8 protein-coding genes and 1 pseudogene are annotated in these 16957 nt (G+C 63.3%); 3 read left to right on the top strand and 6 right to left on the bottom strand.

The genetic code is table 11. The features are described 5' to 3' along the window. Positions 1-147: 147 nt before the first annotated feature. Complete coding sequence (locus ACYG9Z_RS25145; protein WP_023711606.1) at positions 148-834, bottom strand: D-lyxose/D-mannose family sugar isomerase; 687 nt, start codon at positions 832-834, stop codon at positions 148-150. A gap of 150 nt (positions 835-984) precedes the next feature. Between ACYG9Z_RS25145 and ACYG9Z_RS25140 the strand changes: the two genes are divergently transcribed. The 3 genes and pseudogenes from ACYG9Z_RS25140 to ACYG9Z_RS25130 all read left to right on the top strand — a co-directional run bounded on the left by ACYG9Z_RS25140 (position 985) and on the right by ACYG9Z_RS25130 (position 2706). Next, positions 985-2043 (top strand): D-TA family PLP-dependent enzyme, encoded by a 1059-nt coding sequence (locus ACYG9Z_RS25140; protein ID WP_023711607.1) that lies wholly within the window; start codon positions 985-987, stop codon positions 2041-2043. A 69-nt stretch (positions 2044-2112) separates the two neighbouring features. Next, a pseudogene (locus ACYG9Z_RS25135) lies at positions 2113-2417 on the top strand (type II toxin-antitoxin system RelE/ParE family toxin). Then, positions 2410-2706, top strand: a complete 297-nt coding sequence (locus ACYG9Z_RS25130; RefSeq protein ID WP_023672893.1) for an addiction module antidote protein — start codon at positions 2410-2412, stop codon at positions 2704-2706. The pseudogene ACYG9Z_RS25135 and the gene ACYG9Z_RS25130 overlap by 8 nt, the downstream one beginning before the upstream one ends. A 47-nt stretch (positions 2707-2753) precedes the next feature. On the opposite strand, the gene ACYG9Z_RS25125 is transcribed toward ACYG9Z_RS25130, so the two are convergent. The 5 genes from ACYG9Z_RS25125 to ACYG9Z_RS25105 all read right to left on the bottom strand — a co-directional run bounded on the left by ACYG9Z_RS25125 (position 2754) and on the right by ACYG9Z_RS25105 (position 16927). Then, the gene (locus ACYG9Z_RS25125) at positions 2754-4343 is read right to left on the bottom strand and encodes a tetratricopeptide repeat-containing sulfotransferase family protein (protein WP_023705781.1); all 1590 of its coding nucleotides are present in this window, start codon (positions 4341-4343) and stop codon (positions 2754-2756) included. Positions 4344-4420: 77 nt separating this feature from the next. Then, positions 4421-5104 (bottom strand): outer membrane protein, encoded by a 684-nt coding sequence (locus ACYG9Z_RS25120; protein WP_023672895.1) that lies wholly within the window; start codon positions 5102-5104, stop codon positions 4421-4423. Between the two features lie 201 nt (positions 5105-5305). Continuing rightward, on the bottom strand, positions 5306-6058 hold the full coding sequence (locus ACYG9Z_RS25115) for a heme ABC transporter permease (protein ID WP_023672896.1): 753 nt from the start codon (positions 6056-6058) through the stop codon (positions 5306-5308). A gap of 173 nt (positions 6059-6231) precedes the next feature. Beyond that, positions 6232-8004 carry a glucan ABC transporter ATP-binding protein/ permease gene (locus tag ACYG9Z_RS25110; protein ID WP_023672897.1) on the bottom strand — a complete coding sequence of 591 codons (1773 nt, stop codon included), beginning with the start codon at positions 8002-8004 and terminating at the stop codon, positions 6232-6234. Between the two features lie 343 nt (positions 8005-8347). Continuing rightward, on the bottom strand, positions 8348-16927 hold the full coding sequence (locus ACYG9Z_RS25105) for a GH36-type glycosyl hydrolase domain-containing protein (RefSeq protein ID WP_023752040.1): 8580 nt from the start codon (positions 16925-16927) through the stop codon (positions 8348-8350). Positions 16928-16957 lie beyond the last annotated feature (30 nt).

Here is a 16957-nt window from a genome sequence, read left to right as displayed (position 1 = left end):
AGAGGCTGTTGCCGAGGATTTTGCCAGCTCGGCAGAATGGACGCCGAGGTTTGCGGTCAGCCCCTTCTCCCCGTCACTATACGGGGAGAAGATGCCGGCAGGCAGATGAGGGGCAGCACCAGCCGATGGATATGGAGTGCCTCTCGCCTACCCCACCCACTTCTCGTAGTCGGACACCAGCAGGTGCAACGGGGCGACGTCCTCGTCGATGTTGGAGAAGCGGCCGATCGGCTCGCGGAAGACGTTGTCGGTAAGGTCGTCATTGACGGTCGAGACCTCGCCGATCAGCACATCCTTGCCCTCGGCCCAGAAGGCGTGCCAGACGCCGGGCATCAGCGTCACGCTCTGGCCCGGGTCGAGCTTCAGCAGCCCGCCTGCCGGCAGCCTGTGGATGGTGCCGTCGACCGGCACCGACACTTCGGCCTTCGGATCGATGCCGCCGTCGCGATCGTGCATGAACAGTTCGAGCACCAGCTTCCCGCCGCCGCGGTTGATGATGTCCTCGGCCTTGATGTTGTGGCGGTGCATCGGCGACAGCTGATCCTTGCGCGAGATCATGATCTTCTCGGCATAGAGCATGCCCATGCCCTTCTTCATGTCGGCGTAGACGCCGTTGCGAACGGTGAACAGGAACAGGCCGAGTTCGTCGAATTTTTCCTGGCCGTAATCGGTGATGTCCCAACCGAGCCGCGAGGTGAAAATGGCGGCGGAGTCGGCCTTGCGCGCCTTCATCTCTTCCGGGCTCCAGTAGGCGAAGGGCGGCATGATGTAGCCGAACGAGCGGATGAAGGCGTCTGCATCGCGGATGATGTCGTTGACGGTGGAGCGTTTCATGATCGTGATCCCTTCGCGTCGCGTTCCCTGGAGTTATCTGAAGCGCATAGCCGAACAGCGCTGCGGTGTCGACGCAAACTGCATGCTGGCCCCATGACATCCATGCGGATCGGGGCCATAAGTCCAGCCAGATTTCCCAGGGTGACATTCATGCAAGGCATAGACGACCTCGACACGCCGGCGATCCTCATCGACGCGGCCCGCGCCGAAGCCAACATCGCACGAGCGCAGGCGCATGCCGACCGCCACGGGCTGAAACTCAGGCCGCACATCAAGACGCACAAACTGCCTTATTGGGCGAAGAAGCAGATGGCGGCCGGCGCGGTCGGCATCACCTGCCAGAAGATCGGCGAGGCCGAAGTGATGGCCGATGCCGGGCTGACCGATATTTTCCTGCCCTACAACATCCTTGGCCGCGCCAAGCTGGAGCGCCTCAAGGCGCTGCATGGCCGCGTGACACTGTCAGTGACGGCCGACAGCCTCGAAACGCTGGAGGGGCTCGCCGCCACCTTCACCGATACCGGGCACCCCCTGCCCGTCCTGGTCGAATGCGACACCGGCATGGGCCGTTGCGGCGTGCAGAGCGCCGCCGAGGCGCTGGCACTGGCGAAGTTGATCGACCAAGCCAAGGGGCTCACCTTCGGCGGGCTGATGACCTACCCCGCGGCCGGCCGCGCCGCCGAGGCTGAATCCTGGCTGGCCGGCGCCAAGCAAACGCTCGCGGCCTCGGGTCTCGCCTGTGATCGCATTTCAAGCGGCGGCACGCCTGATATGTGGCGCTCCGGCGAGGACAGCGTCGTTACCGAATACCGCCCCGGCACCTACATCTATCTCGACCGCTACCAGGTCGCCAAAGGCGTCGGCACGCTCGACGATTGTGCGCTGACGGTGCTCGCCACCGTGGTCAGCCATCCGACGCCGGCCCGCGCCATCCTCGACAGCGGCAGCAAGGCGCTGTCCAGCGACACGCTGGGGCTCCCCGATTTTGGCGAGCTGCTCGGCATGCCCGGCGCCCGCGTCACCAGCTTGAGCGAGGAACATGGCACGGTCACGCTTGGAAATGGTGCGAAGCTTCGCATTGGCGAGCGCGTGCGCGTGGTGCCTGATCATTGCTGCGTCGTGACCAACCTGTTCGACCAGGTGCATCTGATCGACGGTGACAAGGTGCTGGAAACGCTGAAGGTGGAAGCGCGTGGGCGGATGGAGTGAGGCTTTTCGTTTTGGAGGCTCGCCCTATTTCGACATTGACGAATTGTAATTTATAACTTACTAGCCACCATGGCAATCCTGAAGCAGACAGCCACCTTTCGGAGGTGGCACCAAAAGCTGAAAGACGGAAGAGCCAAGGCGGCAATTGCCGTTCGGCTGCAATGTTTGATTGTAGGAAATCCCGGCGACGTGGCCCCAGTGGGTGAAGGCATCAGTGAATTGCGCATTCACTATGGGCCCGGCTATCGCGTTTATTTCATAAGCGCGGTGAAACGGTCATCCTGCTCCTGTGCGGCGGGGATAAAAGTTCACAAGAAACCGACATACGGACAGCAAAGCGCCTGGCCGTAGAATGGAGTGACGACAATGGTTGAAAAAATCTATGATTTCGATCCCGCCGAAATGCTCGATTCCGATACGGCAATCGAGGCGTTTCTGGCAGAGGCAATGGAAACCGGAGACGCCAAATTCGTCGCGTCCGCCCTCGGTGTCGTTGCCCGCGCCAAGGGGATGAGCAACATTGCCAGAAAGACCGGCTTGGCTCGCGAGCATCTTTATACCTCGCTCAGCGAAAACGGTAATCCTACGCTGGAAACCACACTGGCGGTCATGAAAGCATTCGGCTTTCATTTGGCCCCAAAGCACGATGCAACTCAGGTCTAATCTACGCCAGCGCGCGTCGAGCGCGAGGTTGTTCGGGCCAACTGAAATCAGGACGGATAAACCGGACCCAGCGCCGCCTTCAGCGGATCCAGCGCGTCGCCATACAGCTTCCAGCGCTCGACCGAGGATGAATAGATCGGCTGGCGCACCTGCCAGCGGCTCGGCGTCCGCACGGTGCGCTCGGTCTCGTTGAAACGCAGGCAGGCATCGTCCCACTCGATGCCGAGGAATCCGATCAATCCACGGGCGCGATTTTCGAAATCGGCGACCGTTTCTTCGTAGGGCATGTCGTGGATATTCAGCGGGATGACCTTGGTCCAATGGCGCATCAGGCGGTCATACTGCCGGTAATACTGCCCAAGCTTGGTAAGATCGGCATTATAGCCGTGCGCCTCGGAAAAATTATGCATGAAACAGGACGCGCAATTGTCCATCGGGTCACGCCGGCAATGGATGATGCGGGCGTTCGGCAAGATCAGGCTGATGAAGGCCAGCAGCTCGAAATTATGCGGCATCTTGTCGACGACAAGCCGCGCCTTGCTGTTGCGTCTGCTGAGATCGTCGAGATACTTCGATCCAAGCTCCTTGGCCTTGGCCGCAGTGAGCGCCGCCATGCCCTTGGTGAAAATGGCTGGGTCGAGCTTGTCGAACCCAAGTTCGCCGGCAAGTGAACGAATGGTCGACAACTCGCCGGCGCCATAGATATCGCGATGGCTGGCGCATATCTGCTCGGTCAGCGTCGTTCCCGACCGGGGCATGCCGACGATGAAGACCGGGCGCCTGGATGGATTTCCCAAACTGGCTCGCGTCTTGAAGAAGCCAGCGTCGAAAGTGTCGATGAAGCTGTCGTAAAGCTGGGTGTGCCGGTCGATGTCGAAATCATTGCCGGAAATCGCCTTGGCCCTCGCGAAATGGCGGATGGCCGGGCCATACTCGCGCTGATCGTTGAGCATCTTGCCGGCGGCGTGGTGCAGCACTACCCGCTCGCGATCGGTGGTTGTCGGCAATTCCAGGCGTTTCAGCACCAAAGGCAACGTCGGATCGTCCTTGACCGCCCGGCGCGCAAGCGCCATTCCAGCCAGCGCCTCGACATGGCCCGGGTCGATGGCAAGGGCCTTGCTGAAGCATTCGACCGCCTCGGCCGGACGGCCAATGTCGGTGAGCAAATCGCCCATACCGGCAAGTGCCATCACCGACTGGCCGTCGATAGCCAGCGCCTGGCGATAGAACCCTTCGGCAATGTCGCCCTCGAGCTGGCTACGATAGGAGCGGCCGAGATTGCACAGCGCTTCGATGAGCCCTCCGTCGAGCTCGATCGCCTTTCTCAGATGTCTGCGCGCCTTGTCGACGTTGCCGGTGACATTGTAGGCATTGCCGAGATTGTTGCGGAAGATGGCGTTGTCCGGTTCGAGCTTGACCGCCCTTTCCATATAGGCAATGGCGGCGTCATGATGCTCGGCCTCGATGGCGAGCGTGCCCATCAGGTTCAGCGCCATGGCATTTTTGGGCTGCGTGCGAAGCACCGTCTGGTAGCAGAACTCGGCCTCGCGAAAACGCTTGCGCCGTTGCAGGTCGATGCCGCGCTGCAATGTCTTTTCCGCCGGCTCACCGGCGGTCGGCAGCGAGGCTGAGATCATTGCCGGCAGACCCAGGGGTTGCCGGCGTGGCAAGAGCGGCATCCGTCAGATCCCGGTCGCGACCTGCGACGAACCAATCAGAACTTCAGGGTAACGCCAAGCTGGAGATTGTGGGAGTACAATTTGGCGTTCTCGTATGTGCCGCCGCCATCATTGTCGTCTAGATCCACGCTTGTCACGGCCTTGAAGCGGTAACCGAAATCGAGGTCGACATTCTGCGTTACCGCGTAGGTAACACCGGCGCCCACCTGGCCGGCGAAACCCCAGCCGCCAGGCCCGTATCCATAGGCGTGGCCATCAAAATGAGTATCGGCGGTAACATAGGCCGCGCCGAGACCGCCGCCGACATAGAGTTTGGCATCACCAAAATGCGCAACATCGGCCCAGACGTTGGCGAGAAGATAGGTGGCCGACAGATTGCCGGAAGCTGGGCCGGAACCTTGGTCGGCAGGAGGGAAGCTGAAGCTGTACTCGCTTGCCTTGTAGCGCGCGTAGGACAGTTCGCCTTCCACGCGGAACGTGTCGTTGATCCGCCGACCGACAGCGCCGCCGATCACGAACCCACTGTCAAGATCCACGGAATACCGACCACTATCGTAGTCCGTCTTCACATTGTTGGCAAAGCTGGCGCCGCCGAAGAGCGTGACGTACCAGAGATCCTCCGCCCTCGGCACGTCGACAAGCGCGTCTGCGGCGTAGGCCGAACTCCAGCCAAGCGCCAATGCAAATGTCGAAACGCCAGCCAGCAGGCACAGTTTCATCGTCGAATCCCCTCGCAACAACTAGTGACTAATATCACTCTTGCTTGGCGGCCGAGCTGTCAAGAACGCAAACGAGATCAAGGAGCAAAGCGAGGTCGGGAACGATCTTTTGAGAATTCTTGTTGCCGCACCGCAACATAGCAGCACATGCTAATGTTTCTGGCGGCAGGCGCATGGCTGTCCCTTCCGTTTGAAATCGCGCTAGTCGGCCTGCCTTGCCGCCACCCTGCGCATGGAGATCACCCGCCGGCGGCGGATCTCGGTGCGCATCACCGTCAGGTGCAGCGCGAAGAACAGCACGGTGAAGCCGAGCGCCATCACCAGCAGCGGCCATAGCAGGCTGGGATCGATCGTCGGTCCGCCGAGCCGGAACACCGAGGCCGGCTGGTGCAGCGTGTTCCACCAGTCGACCGAGAATTTGATGATCGGGATGTTGATGAAGCCGACCAGCGTGATGATGGCGGCGGCCCAGGCGGCACGGCTGGCGTCATCCAGCGCGCGCGTCAGCGCGATGATGCCGAGATACATCAGGAAGAGGATGAAGACTGAGGTCAGGCGGGCATCCCACACCCACCAGGTGCCCCACATCGGCTTGCCCCAGATCGAGCCGGTGACCAGCGCAAGCGCGGTGAAGGTGGCGCCGATCGGGGCTGCCGACTTCAGCGCGACATCGGCCAAGGGATGGCGCCAGACCAGCGTGCCGAGCGCGGCGACGGCCATCACCGTGTAGCACATCATGGCGAGCCAGGCGAAAGGCACGTGGATATACATGATGCGCACCGTGATGCCCTGCTGGAAATCCTCAGGCGCGGCAAAGCTCATATAGAGACCGATGGCGAGCAGGATCGCGGCGATCGACGCCAGCCACGGCACCAGCCTATCGGCCAGCCCGACAAAGCGCGTGGGGTTGGCGAGGTCGGTCCAGCCGGCGAGGCGTGAGGAGGTATCGCTCATAAGGTCTAGATAGACCGGCGGCGCGTTCGGGGCAATCGAGGGAGTGTCGCAGTCTTATTTACCCTCCCCCTCGTGGGGAGGGTCGCTGCGAAGCAGCGGGGTGGGGGTGGTGGGGCACTACCCCCACCCGGACCCTACGGGTCCGACCTCCCCACAAGGGGGAGGTAAAAAAGCTACGCCGCTTCGATATTCACCGTGCGGCTGAGACGGCGGACTTCCTCGTCGTTGAGCAGGCCGCCGGCGCGCAGCAGGCTGGCGAAACGGCCATTGCGCAGCGACAGTTCGGCGAAGCCGCCCATCTCGACCACCTTGCCCTTGTCCATGAACACGACCAGGTCGGCGTCGCGGACGGTGGTCAGGCGGTGGGCGATGATGAAGGTGGTGCGGTTGCGCCTCAGTTCGTCGATGGCTTCCTTGACGCGGTCCTCGGTCTCGACATCGAGCGCGCTGGTCGCCTCGTCGAGCACCAGAATCGGTGCGTCCTTGAGCACGGCGCGGGCAATGGCGATGCGCTGACGCTCGCCGCCCGAAAGCTGGCCGCCGCGCTCGCCAACGACGGTGTCATAGCCGGCGCTCTTGGCAAGGATAAAATCCTGCGCGGCAGCCGCATTGGCGGCGGCGTGAACCTCGTCATAAGTCGCCTCGGCACGACCGACGCGGATGTTGTCCTCGATCGAGCGGTTGAGCAGGCCGGCATCCTGGAAGACGGTGGCGATCGAATGACGCAGCGACTTGCGGGTCACCGTGCGGGTGTCGATGCCGTCGATCAGGATACGGCCATGAGACGGCGAGAAGACGCGCTGCAAGAGGTTGATCAGCGTCGTCTTGCCGGCGCCGGTCGGGCCGACGATGGCAACCGTCTGCCCGGCCTGGACCTCGAAGGAGACGTCGTCGACGCCCTGCCTCGAATTGGCAAACTCGAAGCCGACATTCTCGAAGCGGACGTGGCCGGTGACGTTGGTGAGGTCGCGCAAGCCGTCCGGCTCGGCGGAGTCGGCGGCCGAATCCTCGAGGTGATAGAAGTCCTCGAGCTTGGCGCGGGCTTCCGAAATCTGGTTGGCGAAAGCCGACATCTGGTCGAGGCGGGCAATCAGCAGCGTGGCAAAGCCGGTGAAGGCGATGACGTCGCCGATCTTGAGCTGGCCATGGGTGACCAGATAGGCGCCGATCAAAAGCACAACCATCATCGAAATGGTCGACGACAGGCGGTGCAACGCATTGGCCATCGCCCACCAGTCGAGCACCGGGTTCTGCGCGTCGAGCAGGTTCTTGACATAGCGGCGCAGCGTATCGGCCTCGTGACCGAGACGGTTGTAGCTCTGCAGCACGGCGACATTGCTGACCGAGTCGGTCACATGCGCGAAGACCTGATGGTAGTGGCGCTCGACCGCGGCCTGGCCCGCCTTGGTGCGCTTCATCACAAGCCGGCCGATGCCGACATAGAGAACGCCCAGCGCCATTAGCACCAGCGACATGCGAAGATCCATGCTTATCGCGGTCGGAATCAGCAGAGCCAGCGCAACCGCCGTCGACAGATGCTGGCGCATGAATTCAAGCCACAGGCTGAACAGCGTCTCGACGGCGCGCAGCAGCGTGTGCAGCGCGTTGGAGGTGCCGCGCTGGTGGTGCCAGGCGAGCGGCATGGTGATCACGCGCTCGAACGACTGGCACAGCACCTCGCTGCGCCGCTTGTGGGCAAAACGGTCGGCGCCGCGCGCCACCAGCACGAAGGCGACGATGTTAAAGGCGCCGAGACCGGCCCACAGCGCCAGCGTCGAAAACACCGAACCCTTATCGGAGATGGCGTCGATTACCCGGCCGAACATGATCGGCTCGAGGATGGCGATAATGGCGAGCGCGACATTCGCACCGCAGATAAACGCAACGCGCTTCCTGTCGGCTGCGAGATAACCCAGCGCTCTCCAGTAGATTTGCAGAAGTGACACTTCAGCTACTCCGCCCAAAACATTATTGTGCACCGCACCATTTCTTGACACGTACCGGTTAACGGGTCGCAAAACAATGCCCGTCTACCTCTTCCGTTCCCATTCTGCGAACAAAAGATGACGACGTTGCGAAATCTGCCGTGATCACCTAACGGTTTGAGATAAAAGGTGAAATGTCAGTCTTGCGGCAAAATCATGGCAGCAGCTGGCGCTGCCACATTTTTAGTCACTGCACGCTTGGACCGCCGTTATCGGGAAGGCACGCCGTTCTGCGTCAGGAGCATGCCGAAGTAGAAAACGCGCGCCTCGAAAGGCGCGCGTCAATAACCTGAAGCCTTTGATTTTACGCGGGTATCTTGACGACCACCTCGGTCTTGTCGCCGGCTTTCGGCTGAAAACCGGAAGACTTTGTCTTGGTTCCATTGACTTCGAGCGAGATGGATTTGGCCTTTTTGTCGCGGATGACGCGAACCTTGATCTCCGACCCCAGCATCTTCAGCGTGGCAGAATAGCCGTCCCAATGGCTGGGCAGTTTCGGCCGGAACGTGATCTGCTTGCCCCGCCGCTCAATGCCCAGAATTCCTTCGACCGCAGCACGGTAGAGCCATCCCGCTGAGCCCGTATACCAGGTCCAGCCGCCGCGACCGCCCTTGTCCTCACCGGAATAGATGTCGGCGGCGACGACGTACGGCTCGACGCGATAATGCTCGGCCGATGCATCGTCGAGCGCATGGTTGACCGGGTTCAGCATCGAGAAGCAGCGATAGGCATCGTCGGTGCGGCCCATTTCGGCGAGCGCGATCACGAACCAGGTCGCCGCATGGGTGTACTGGCCGCCGTTCTCGCGCACGCCCGGCGGATAACTCTTGATGTAACCAGGGTCCTTTCTCGTGTTCTGGAAGGCCGGGGTAAACAGTTTGACGATCTTGAGCTTGTCGTCGACCAGCAGGTTCGTCGCCTGCTGCATCGCCGTGGTCGAGCGCGCGGGGTCGCCCTCGCCGGAGAGCACGCTCCACGACTGCGCGATGGAGTCGATCTTGCACTCGTCCGAATTGTGCGAGCCAAGCGGCGTGCCGTCATCGTAGCTGCCGCGGCGATACCACTGGCCGTCCCAGGCGGTGCTTTCCAGCGCCCGCTTCAGCACATCAGCGTGTTTTGTCCAGGCCTGCGCCCGCTTGGTGTCGCCCTGCCCCTTGGCCACGGTGGTAAAGTCGCCCAGCGTCTTCAAAAGGAACCAGCCGAGCCAGACACTCTCCCCCTTGCCGGCTTCGCCGACGCGGTTCATGCCGTCGTTCCAGTCGCCGCCGAGGATCAGCGGCAGCCCGGCCGGGCTGCTGCGCTTGATCGCAAGGTCGAGCGCACGCGCGCAATGGTCGTAGAGCGAAGCGTTCGTCTTGGAGATTTCCGGCGTGAAGAAGGCGTCGTGCTCGCCCTCGCCCAGCACCTGCCCGTCGATGAAAGGCAGCTGCTCCTTCAGGATCCCTGTATCGCCGGTCACCTCGATGTAGCGATTGGTGGCATGCGCCAGCCAGACCACATCGTCGGAGATCATGGTGCGCACGCCGGCGTCGGTGCGCGGCAACCACCAATGCTGGACATCGCCTTCGGGGAACTGCCGGCGCGCCGCATTGAGGATCTGGTCGCGCGCCAGTTTCGGATCATGCGCAAGCAGGGCCAGCGTGTCCTGCAGCTGGTCGCGGAAGCCGAAGGCGCCGCTTGCCTGATAAAAGGCCGAGCGGGCGCGGATGCGGCAGGCCAGGCTCTGATAGGGCAGCCAGTGATTGACCATGGCGTCGAGCGCCTTGTCAGGCGTCTCGACCTGGATGGTGTCGAGGAAGCCGCGCCAGACGCGTTCATTGTCGGCCAGCCGCTGGTCGAAATCCTTGCCCGAATGAGTCTGCACCAACGCGCTCGCCTCGGCTGATGTGGCGGCGTCGCCAAGCAGCCAGACCAGCGTGACGTCGCCGCCGGCAGGGATATCGATTTCGCTGGCGACAGCTGCGCACGGATCGTCGCCGGCCTCGACGCGGCCCGACAGGCCGGCGCCGCTGACGACCGCGTGCGGGAATGCGCTGGTGCCGTGCCTACCGATGAACTCGCCACGATCGGCTGTCACCGAATGCACCGGACCGGTGGCGGCCAGGAAGGCCACCCGGTCGCCGAAATCGAGACCGTAGGGGTTTTGCGCCAGAAGCGCGCCGGTCGCTGGATCCCTGGACGGGATGATGGTCGCAGCCGTGCTCGAGCGATGGCTGCCGAGAACCCATTCGGCATAGGCATAGACGCGCAGCCGCGCCGGCGCCGAGCCCGAGTTCTGGATGCGCAGGCGCGTGATCTTCACGGGATCGACGGGATCGACGACGTGCGTCAGATCCATCGACAGCGGGCCGCGTTTGGACCGGAAGGTCGAGAAGCCCTGGCCGTGCCATGTCTCATAGGTCATCGAGGGATCGCGGACCACGGCAGCAAGCGGCGAGAATGCCTTGCCGCTGGCCTGATCGTAGATGTAGATGCCCTCGCCCGGCCGGTTGGTGACCGGATCGTTCGACCATGGCGTCAGCTGGTAATCGCGGCTGTTGCGGCTCCAGGTGAAGGCAGCGCCTTCGGCCGAGACATGGAATCCGAACGAGGCGTTCGAGACGACGTTGATCCAGGGCTGCGGCGTCGAGCGCCGCCCGGCAAGGCGGGTGACATAGTGGCGGCCGTCGCCCTCGAAACCGCCAAAGCCGTTCCATTGGCTGAGGCCGCTGCCGTCGGCGCTGCTGTCGGACGCGGCATGGTATGCAGGCGCCGCCGGCACCGGCAGAGACGGCTCGCGCAGCGACGCGGGGGCCACCGGCTGCAGGGCATCGCGTGCTTGCAAGGCTGCCGCCTCGGCGCGTTCGATCTGGTCGAAGATGGTGCCGTTGCGCGTGTGCAGAACCACGCGGGCAACCGCCAGCAGCGTCTTGTACGTCGCCTCGTCCATCAGGTCGCGGCGCACGGCGAAGATGTGCTGGCGCGGCCCGAGTTCCTTGCCGCGCAGGCGGCTGTTTTCGCACAGCGTCTCGACCGCGCGCTGCAGGTCCTGGACATAGGACGATGCCTGCTCGTTGACGACCACGAAGTCGATCATCATGCCGCGGGCGCGCATATACTCCTGGAAGCGCAGCGCCTGGGCGACAATTTCGAGGTCGGCCACGTCGCCGATGCGGACCAGGAAGATCGGGAAATCGCCCGAAATGCTGGTCGGCCACAGGCTGGACTGCTTGCCCAGCCCCGAAGCGATGGATTCGCCGGGAAGGCGCAGGAACGGATCGGGATAGATCAGGAAGCGCGCCAGCTTCTGCACGTTGGCGGCGTCGGTCAGGCTGAGACCAAGATGGCGGGTCTGCACCTGCGAACGCGTCCAGGCAAGCATCGCCTGGCGAGCAAAACTTTCGGGATGGTCGAGCCTGGCGATGGCCTCGTCCAGTTCGGCGCGGTTGGCGCCGACGGCGGTCCAGAAGGTCAGCGATATCTTCTTGTTGGCCGGCACCCGCACCTGGCGGCGCAGGGCCGCTACCGGATCGAGGGTGAAGCCGTGGTGACCGCCAAGCTTGGCGCCGGGATCGAAGGCCGCCGCTTCCGCGATGGTACGGCCACGGCCGATGAAGGCACGGCGGTCGGTTTCGGCCTCGGCATCGCGCGCCGACCCGGACGGATCGGTGACGAAATGCACCATGGTAACGTCAGGCTCGTTCTTCTCGCGCTTGCGCCTGGTGGCAAAGATGGCGCCGTTATTGGCAGCGATCTCGGTCTCGATAAACATTTTCGAGAACGCAGGATGGGCATTGTCGGAGGCTTCGTTGCCCAGCACCAGCTCGGCAAAGGAGGTCACCTCGATATGCCGGTCAGTGGCGCCGTCATTGTAGAGCGTGACGCGCCGTCCCTCGCCATTGCCTTCCGAGATGACGATGCATTCGACCTCCGAACGCAGCGAGCCCACTGTTTTGACGAAGCTCGCCTTGTCGTCGGAAAACAGCGTCTGCACTCTCTCGCCGGTCGCCTGCTTCGGCTCCGCGGTGGCCGACCACCAGTCGCCGCTGCCGGCGTCGCGCAGGAAGATGTAGGAGCCGAGCCGGTCTTCGGTCGGGTCGGGCTGCCAACGGGTGACGGCGAGTTCGCCCCAGCGGCTGTAACCGGAACCGGTGGCCGAGACCATGACGGAGTAGCGGCCATTGGACATGACGCTGGTGGCGCGCAACGCCCTCAGCGGGTCGAGGACGATGCGCGAATCCGGGCTCTCGACCTCGGTCTCGTCCTTCGAACGCTCGTCGGCTTCGGTCCTGACCGTGGCGGTCGGGATGTCGCGCGGCGCCCTCTCCTGCAGCAGGAGTTCGGCAGACTCGATCACCGGATCGCTATGGAAGCGGTCGCGCAGCCGGCCCTCGAAGATGGCGTCGGCAACGGCGGCGATCGACATGCCGGAGTGATGCGCCATGTAGTTCAGGACAACGGCATGGTCGGTGCCTTCCGGCACGCGCTGCGGCGTGAAGTCGACGGCGTCGTAAAAGCCATGCCGGCCGAGAGCGCCGATGGAGCGCAGCCTGGCCAGATTCTGGACGGATTCGCGCGGTGTGAACTGCGCCGCGAGGATCGTGGCGTAAGGCGCGATCACCGTGTTCTGGCCAAGGCCACGCTTGAGCCCAAGTCCGGGCACGCCGAAATTGGTATACTGGTAGGTCAGTTCGCGGTCGCGGGCATTGTAGGCCGCTTCCGAAATGCCCCAGGGCACGTTCTTCGAACGCGCGTACTGGATCTGACGCTTGATGATCAGCTTGCTGGTCTGGTTGAGGATCGAGCCCTGCGGTTCCTTCATCACCAGTGGCGGCATCAGATACTCGAACATCGAGCCCGACCAGGACATCAGCGCACCCTGGAAGCCGATCTCGACGATCGGCCTTCCAAGCCGGAACCAATGCTCCGTCGGCAGGTCACCCTTGGCGATGGCGAACAGGCTGGTCAGCCGCGCCTCGGAGGCGAGCAGATCGTAGCAGCTCTCATCGAGCTGATGCTCCTCGACCCGGTAGCCGATCGACAGCAGTTTGCGCTCCTGACGCATCAGGAAAGAGAAATCCATCTCGAAGGCATAGCGGCGGCAGCGTTCGCGCAGCGCCAGCAGCTTGGCGCGCAAGGCTTCGACGGCGTTTTCGTCGCTGTGCGAGTCATGCACATGCGCCTCGCAGGTCGCTTCCAGCCGTGCCGCCCAGTCGGCGATAATGTCGCTGCGCTGCGATCCGGCCTCGGTGTGGATGGCGGTGGCGAGCTTGCGGATCTCGCCGGCAAGCACGGCCAGGTTGATGGTGCGGATCGAGGCCATCTCCGGCTGCGCCTTGATGGTCATGACGGCGCGCCGCATGCCATCGAGGCGATCGGCCAGACGCTGGCGCAACGGCCGCAGTTGCCGGCGGTCGTCAGGCAATTCCTCGAGGCTCTCGTCGAGGATGCTCACCGTGTCGAGGACGCCTTCGAAATCGCCCTGCAGGTGAACGGACGGGGCTTCCGCCCATTCGGCGCAGGCAGCCGCCACCGCGACCAGATGTCCGGCGAGATTGCCGCTGTCGACGGCGGAGATGTAGAGCGGATAGAGCGGTTTGAGCGTCGTGGTGTCGTACCAGTTGAAGAGGTGGCCACGGTTGCGCGGCATGCTCTCGATGGTCGTCATGGTGGCGTCGATCCGGGTGATGGCGTCGGAGAGCGCAATCCAGCCGAAATCGCGTGCCGACACCACCGACAGCAGGTAGACGCCGATATTGGTCGGCGACGTCCGCGGCGCCACAACCGGCGCCGGGCTTTCCTGGAAATTGTCGGGCGGCAGATTGTGGTGCTCGGCCGTGACGAAGGTTTCGAAATAATGCCAGGTGCGGCGCGCCACGGTGCGCAGCGCGTGGATGTCGGCTTGCGATATGCGCAGGCGGTCCTCGGTCTCGGCCGAGCGGCTGATCCAGCAGGCAACCGCCGGCGAACCGATCCAGAACAGAGCGAAGAAGAAGGCGACGAAGGCACCGGTGGAATCGGCCAGCACGGGGATAGCGAGACCGACGACGCCGATGATCACGGCGCCATACATCATGCTGTAATAGGAGCCGATATCGTTGTCGCCGCCCTTGTGCGCCTGCGACGCGGTGCGCCATTCCAGCAGGTTCTGGCGGCTGACGAACAGGCGGTAGAGCGTGCGCACGATGGCGTCGCCCATCATCCAGGCATTGTGCGCCATCAACAGCACTTTCAGCGCCACAAGGGCCGTGCCGAAGACGGTGTCGTGCGCCAGTGCGGAGAAATGGCCGCGCGGCGTCTGGTCGCCGCTCTTGGGCAGGATGGCGTTGACGACATCGAAGGTCGGCGCCATGAACAGCGACAGGATCAGCAGCGCCTGCCACTGCGCGGCCTGCGTGAAGGGCAGCAGCGTCCAGCCGGCGATCGCCGCCATCACCCAGAAGATCGGGGTCAGCGAGCGGCGCAGATTGTCGACCATCTTCCAGCGCGACAGCGCCGGCACGCCGGAACGCGGCGAGAAGATGAAGCGCAGCAGCTGCCAGTCGCCGCGCGCCCAGCGGTGGTGGCGCGAGGCGTCGACCGAGTAGCGGGTAGGATAGTCCTCGACCAGTTCGACGTCGGTGACAAGTGCTGCGCGCGCCAGCGCACCTTCGAGCAGATCGTGGCTGAGGACGGTGTTTTCCTCGATGCGGCCCTGCAGCGCCGCCTCGAAAGCGTCGACGTGATAAAGGCCCTTGCCGGTGAAGGAGCCGTCGCTGAAGACGTCCTGGTAGAGATCCGAGACGGCAAAGACGTAAGGATCGAGACCGCTGTTGGACGAGAAGACGCGCTGGAAGAAAGAAGCGTCGTCGCCGCTGGTGAGCGAGGCTGTGATGCGCGGCTGCAGAATGGTGTAGCCGGCGGTAACGACGCGCTTTGTCGCGTCAAAATGCGGGCGGTTGAGCGGATGGGCGAGCTTGCCGACCAGTGACGACACGGCGTCGCGCGTGGTGCGCGTGTCGGCGTCGAGCGTCATGACATATACGACCTTTTCCGGCAGCGGCACGTCGAGCGGCAGGAAGGTGGTGTCGCTGTCGCCGCGCAAGAGAAGGTTCAGCTCATGCAGCTTGCCGCGCTTGCGCTCCCAGCCCATCCAGGCGCCCTGCGCCTGGTTGTAGAGCCGGCGGCGATGCAGGATATAGAAACGCGGCGCGCCTTCCGAGGGATAACGGGCATTGAGCCTGGCGATCTCGTCGCGCGCATATTGCAGGATCTCGATGTCGGCGGCGTCGATCTCGGTCTTGGAATCCGGCCAGTCGGACAGCAGCGCGAAATGGATTTCTTCGGCCGTGTTGGCGAGGTGATGCACCTCGATGTTGCGGATGTTTTCCTCGACATCATCGCGCGAGCCGATCAGCGACGGCACCACGACCAAGGTGCGTGATGCCGCCGGAATGCCGTGCTTGTAGTCATAGCCGACGAGCCGCGTCGGCTTCAGGAACAGTGAAACAACGGTGTTGAAGAAGGCGAGCGCGCCTTCGCTGGCAGGCACCGCAAACAGCGCCAGCATCAGCGTGATGGATTCCACCGACAGGCCGAGATGGGCAAGCGCATTGCCGGAGACAACCAGCAGTAGCACCGTCAGCAGGAAGACCGGCACAACGATGCCGAGCCAGCCCGTGGCGGTGAAGGCGCGCTTGAAGGTCACATGGAAGGGCGGCCGATAGCCGATCGCCTTTTCCAGATCCGGCCGGCGCGGGCCGACCAGGAAGAAGCCGACATCGGTATGCATGGCCGGATCGGCTGATGCATCCGGCACGCCGGAGGCATCGGTGACCCCGGGAACATGGCTGGCCAGCTCGATGGCCTTTTCGGCGACACGGAATTCGGACAGGTCGGAGCGCCGCGCCAGTTGCTCGATCGACGTGCGGTACTGGTCGCGCGAAAAGAAATCGAGCGCGGCGAAATCGGTGCGCTCGCGCAACAGCGTGTCGATGCGGCTGACGCCCTCGAACCACACCGTCCAGTCGACGTCGTTGATGAGGCGCAGGCCGCGGATGATATTGCCGGTGGTGACATTGCCGCTGGACAGCGTGCGATGCTCGGAAATGATGATTTCCTCGGCGTCGGAGCCGGTTTTCTCGAGCTCGACCTCCAGCCATTCCAGCGCCCTGCCGGCATTCTGCGAGCCGTCGCGCAGGCGGTAGAGCAACTGGGTGGCGAAGGTGGTGTCCTGCGCATGCGCGCCGTAGCCCGACAGGATCTTCCGGCGGTCTGCATTGTCGTCGGTCGCCAGCACGCGGTCGGCGACCTCGTTGGCGATATGGCGCATCTGCCTGGTGCGGTCGACGCGCACGGCGATGCGGCGCAGATTCTCGATCAAAACGAAGCGCAGCAGCGACGGCAGCGCCCAGAGCTCGCCGATCTTGAGCGGCTCGACCGACTGAAAACCCTCGACGATGGATTTGAACATGGTCGCCGAAACCGAACTGTCGGAATGGGCGACATAGCTCCAGGCCAGGGCCAGCGCGCGCGGCACCGCGGCGCGATCGGCCACTTTCAGGGTCGGCAACTGCCGGTAGAAACGGCGCGGCAGGTCGCGCTTCACCTGAAAAATGGTCTCCTCGACGAGATAATTGTTGTCGAGCAGCCATTGGGCGGCAGGCGTGATGGTTTCGCCCTTGGCCTGGGCGGCATTGGTCGAGCGGTAGACTTCGAGGATTTTCTTGGCGCTGTCGCGGATGCGGGCCTGGAAATCGAACGGCGTCAGGCCGAACAGGTCCTTGATGTCGCCCTTGGCAAGGCTTTCGCCCAGCGCGCGCAGCCGCTCTTCGGGCAGGAAATTGGAGCGTATCGGCTCTTCGGTGATGACCGGGAAGCCGGCGCTGGACTTTTCGATATGGGCAGGATTTGTCTGGATATTCATTGAAAATTCCGCATGGGGGACGCGATGCGG

The sequence above is a fragment of the Mesorhizobium sp. RSR380A genome, from assembly GCF_054719385.1.
The sequence above is the reverse complement of the archived record's forward strand: the minus strand, read 5'-3'. Positions and strand labels throughout refer to the sequence as shown.

Excerpts from the sequence above, each read along its gene's own strand:
- ACYG9Z_RS25145 (WP_023711606.1), bottom strand. The coding sequence starts at position 834 with ATGAAACGCTCCACCGTCAACGACATCATCCGCGATGCAGACGCCTTC.
- ACYG9Z_RS25140 (WP_023711607.1), top strand. The coding sequence starts at position 985 with ATGCAAGGCATAGACGACCTCGACACGCCGGCGATCCTCATCGACGCG.
- ACYG9Z_RS25130 (WP_023672893.1), top strand. The coding sequence starts at position 2,410 with ATGGTTGAAAAAATCTATGATTTCGATCCCGCCGAAATGCTCGATTCC.
- ACYG9Z_RS25125 (WP_023705781.1), bottom strand. The coding sequence starts at position 4,343 with ATGATCTCAGCCTCGCTGCCGACCGCCGGTGAGCCGGCGGAAAAGACA.
- ACYG9Z_RS25120 (WP_023672895.1), bottom strand. The coding sequence starts at position 5,104 with ATGAAACTGTGCCTGCTGGCTGGCGTTTCGACATTTGCATTGGCGCTT.
- ACYG9Z_RS25115 (WP_023672896.1), bottom strand. The coding sequence starts at position 6,058 with ATGAGCGATACCTCCTCACGCCTCGCCGGCTGGACCGACCTCGCCAAC.
- ACYG9Z_RS25105 (WP_023752040.1), bottom strand. The coding sequence starts at position 16,927 with ATGAATATCCAGACAAATCCTGCCCATATCGAAAAGTCCAGCGCCGGC.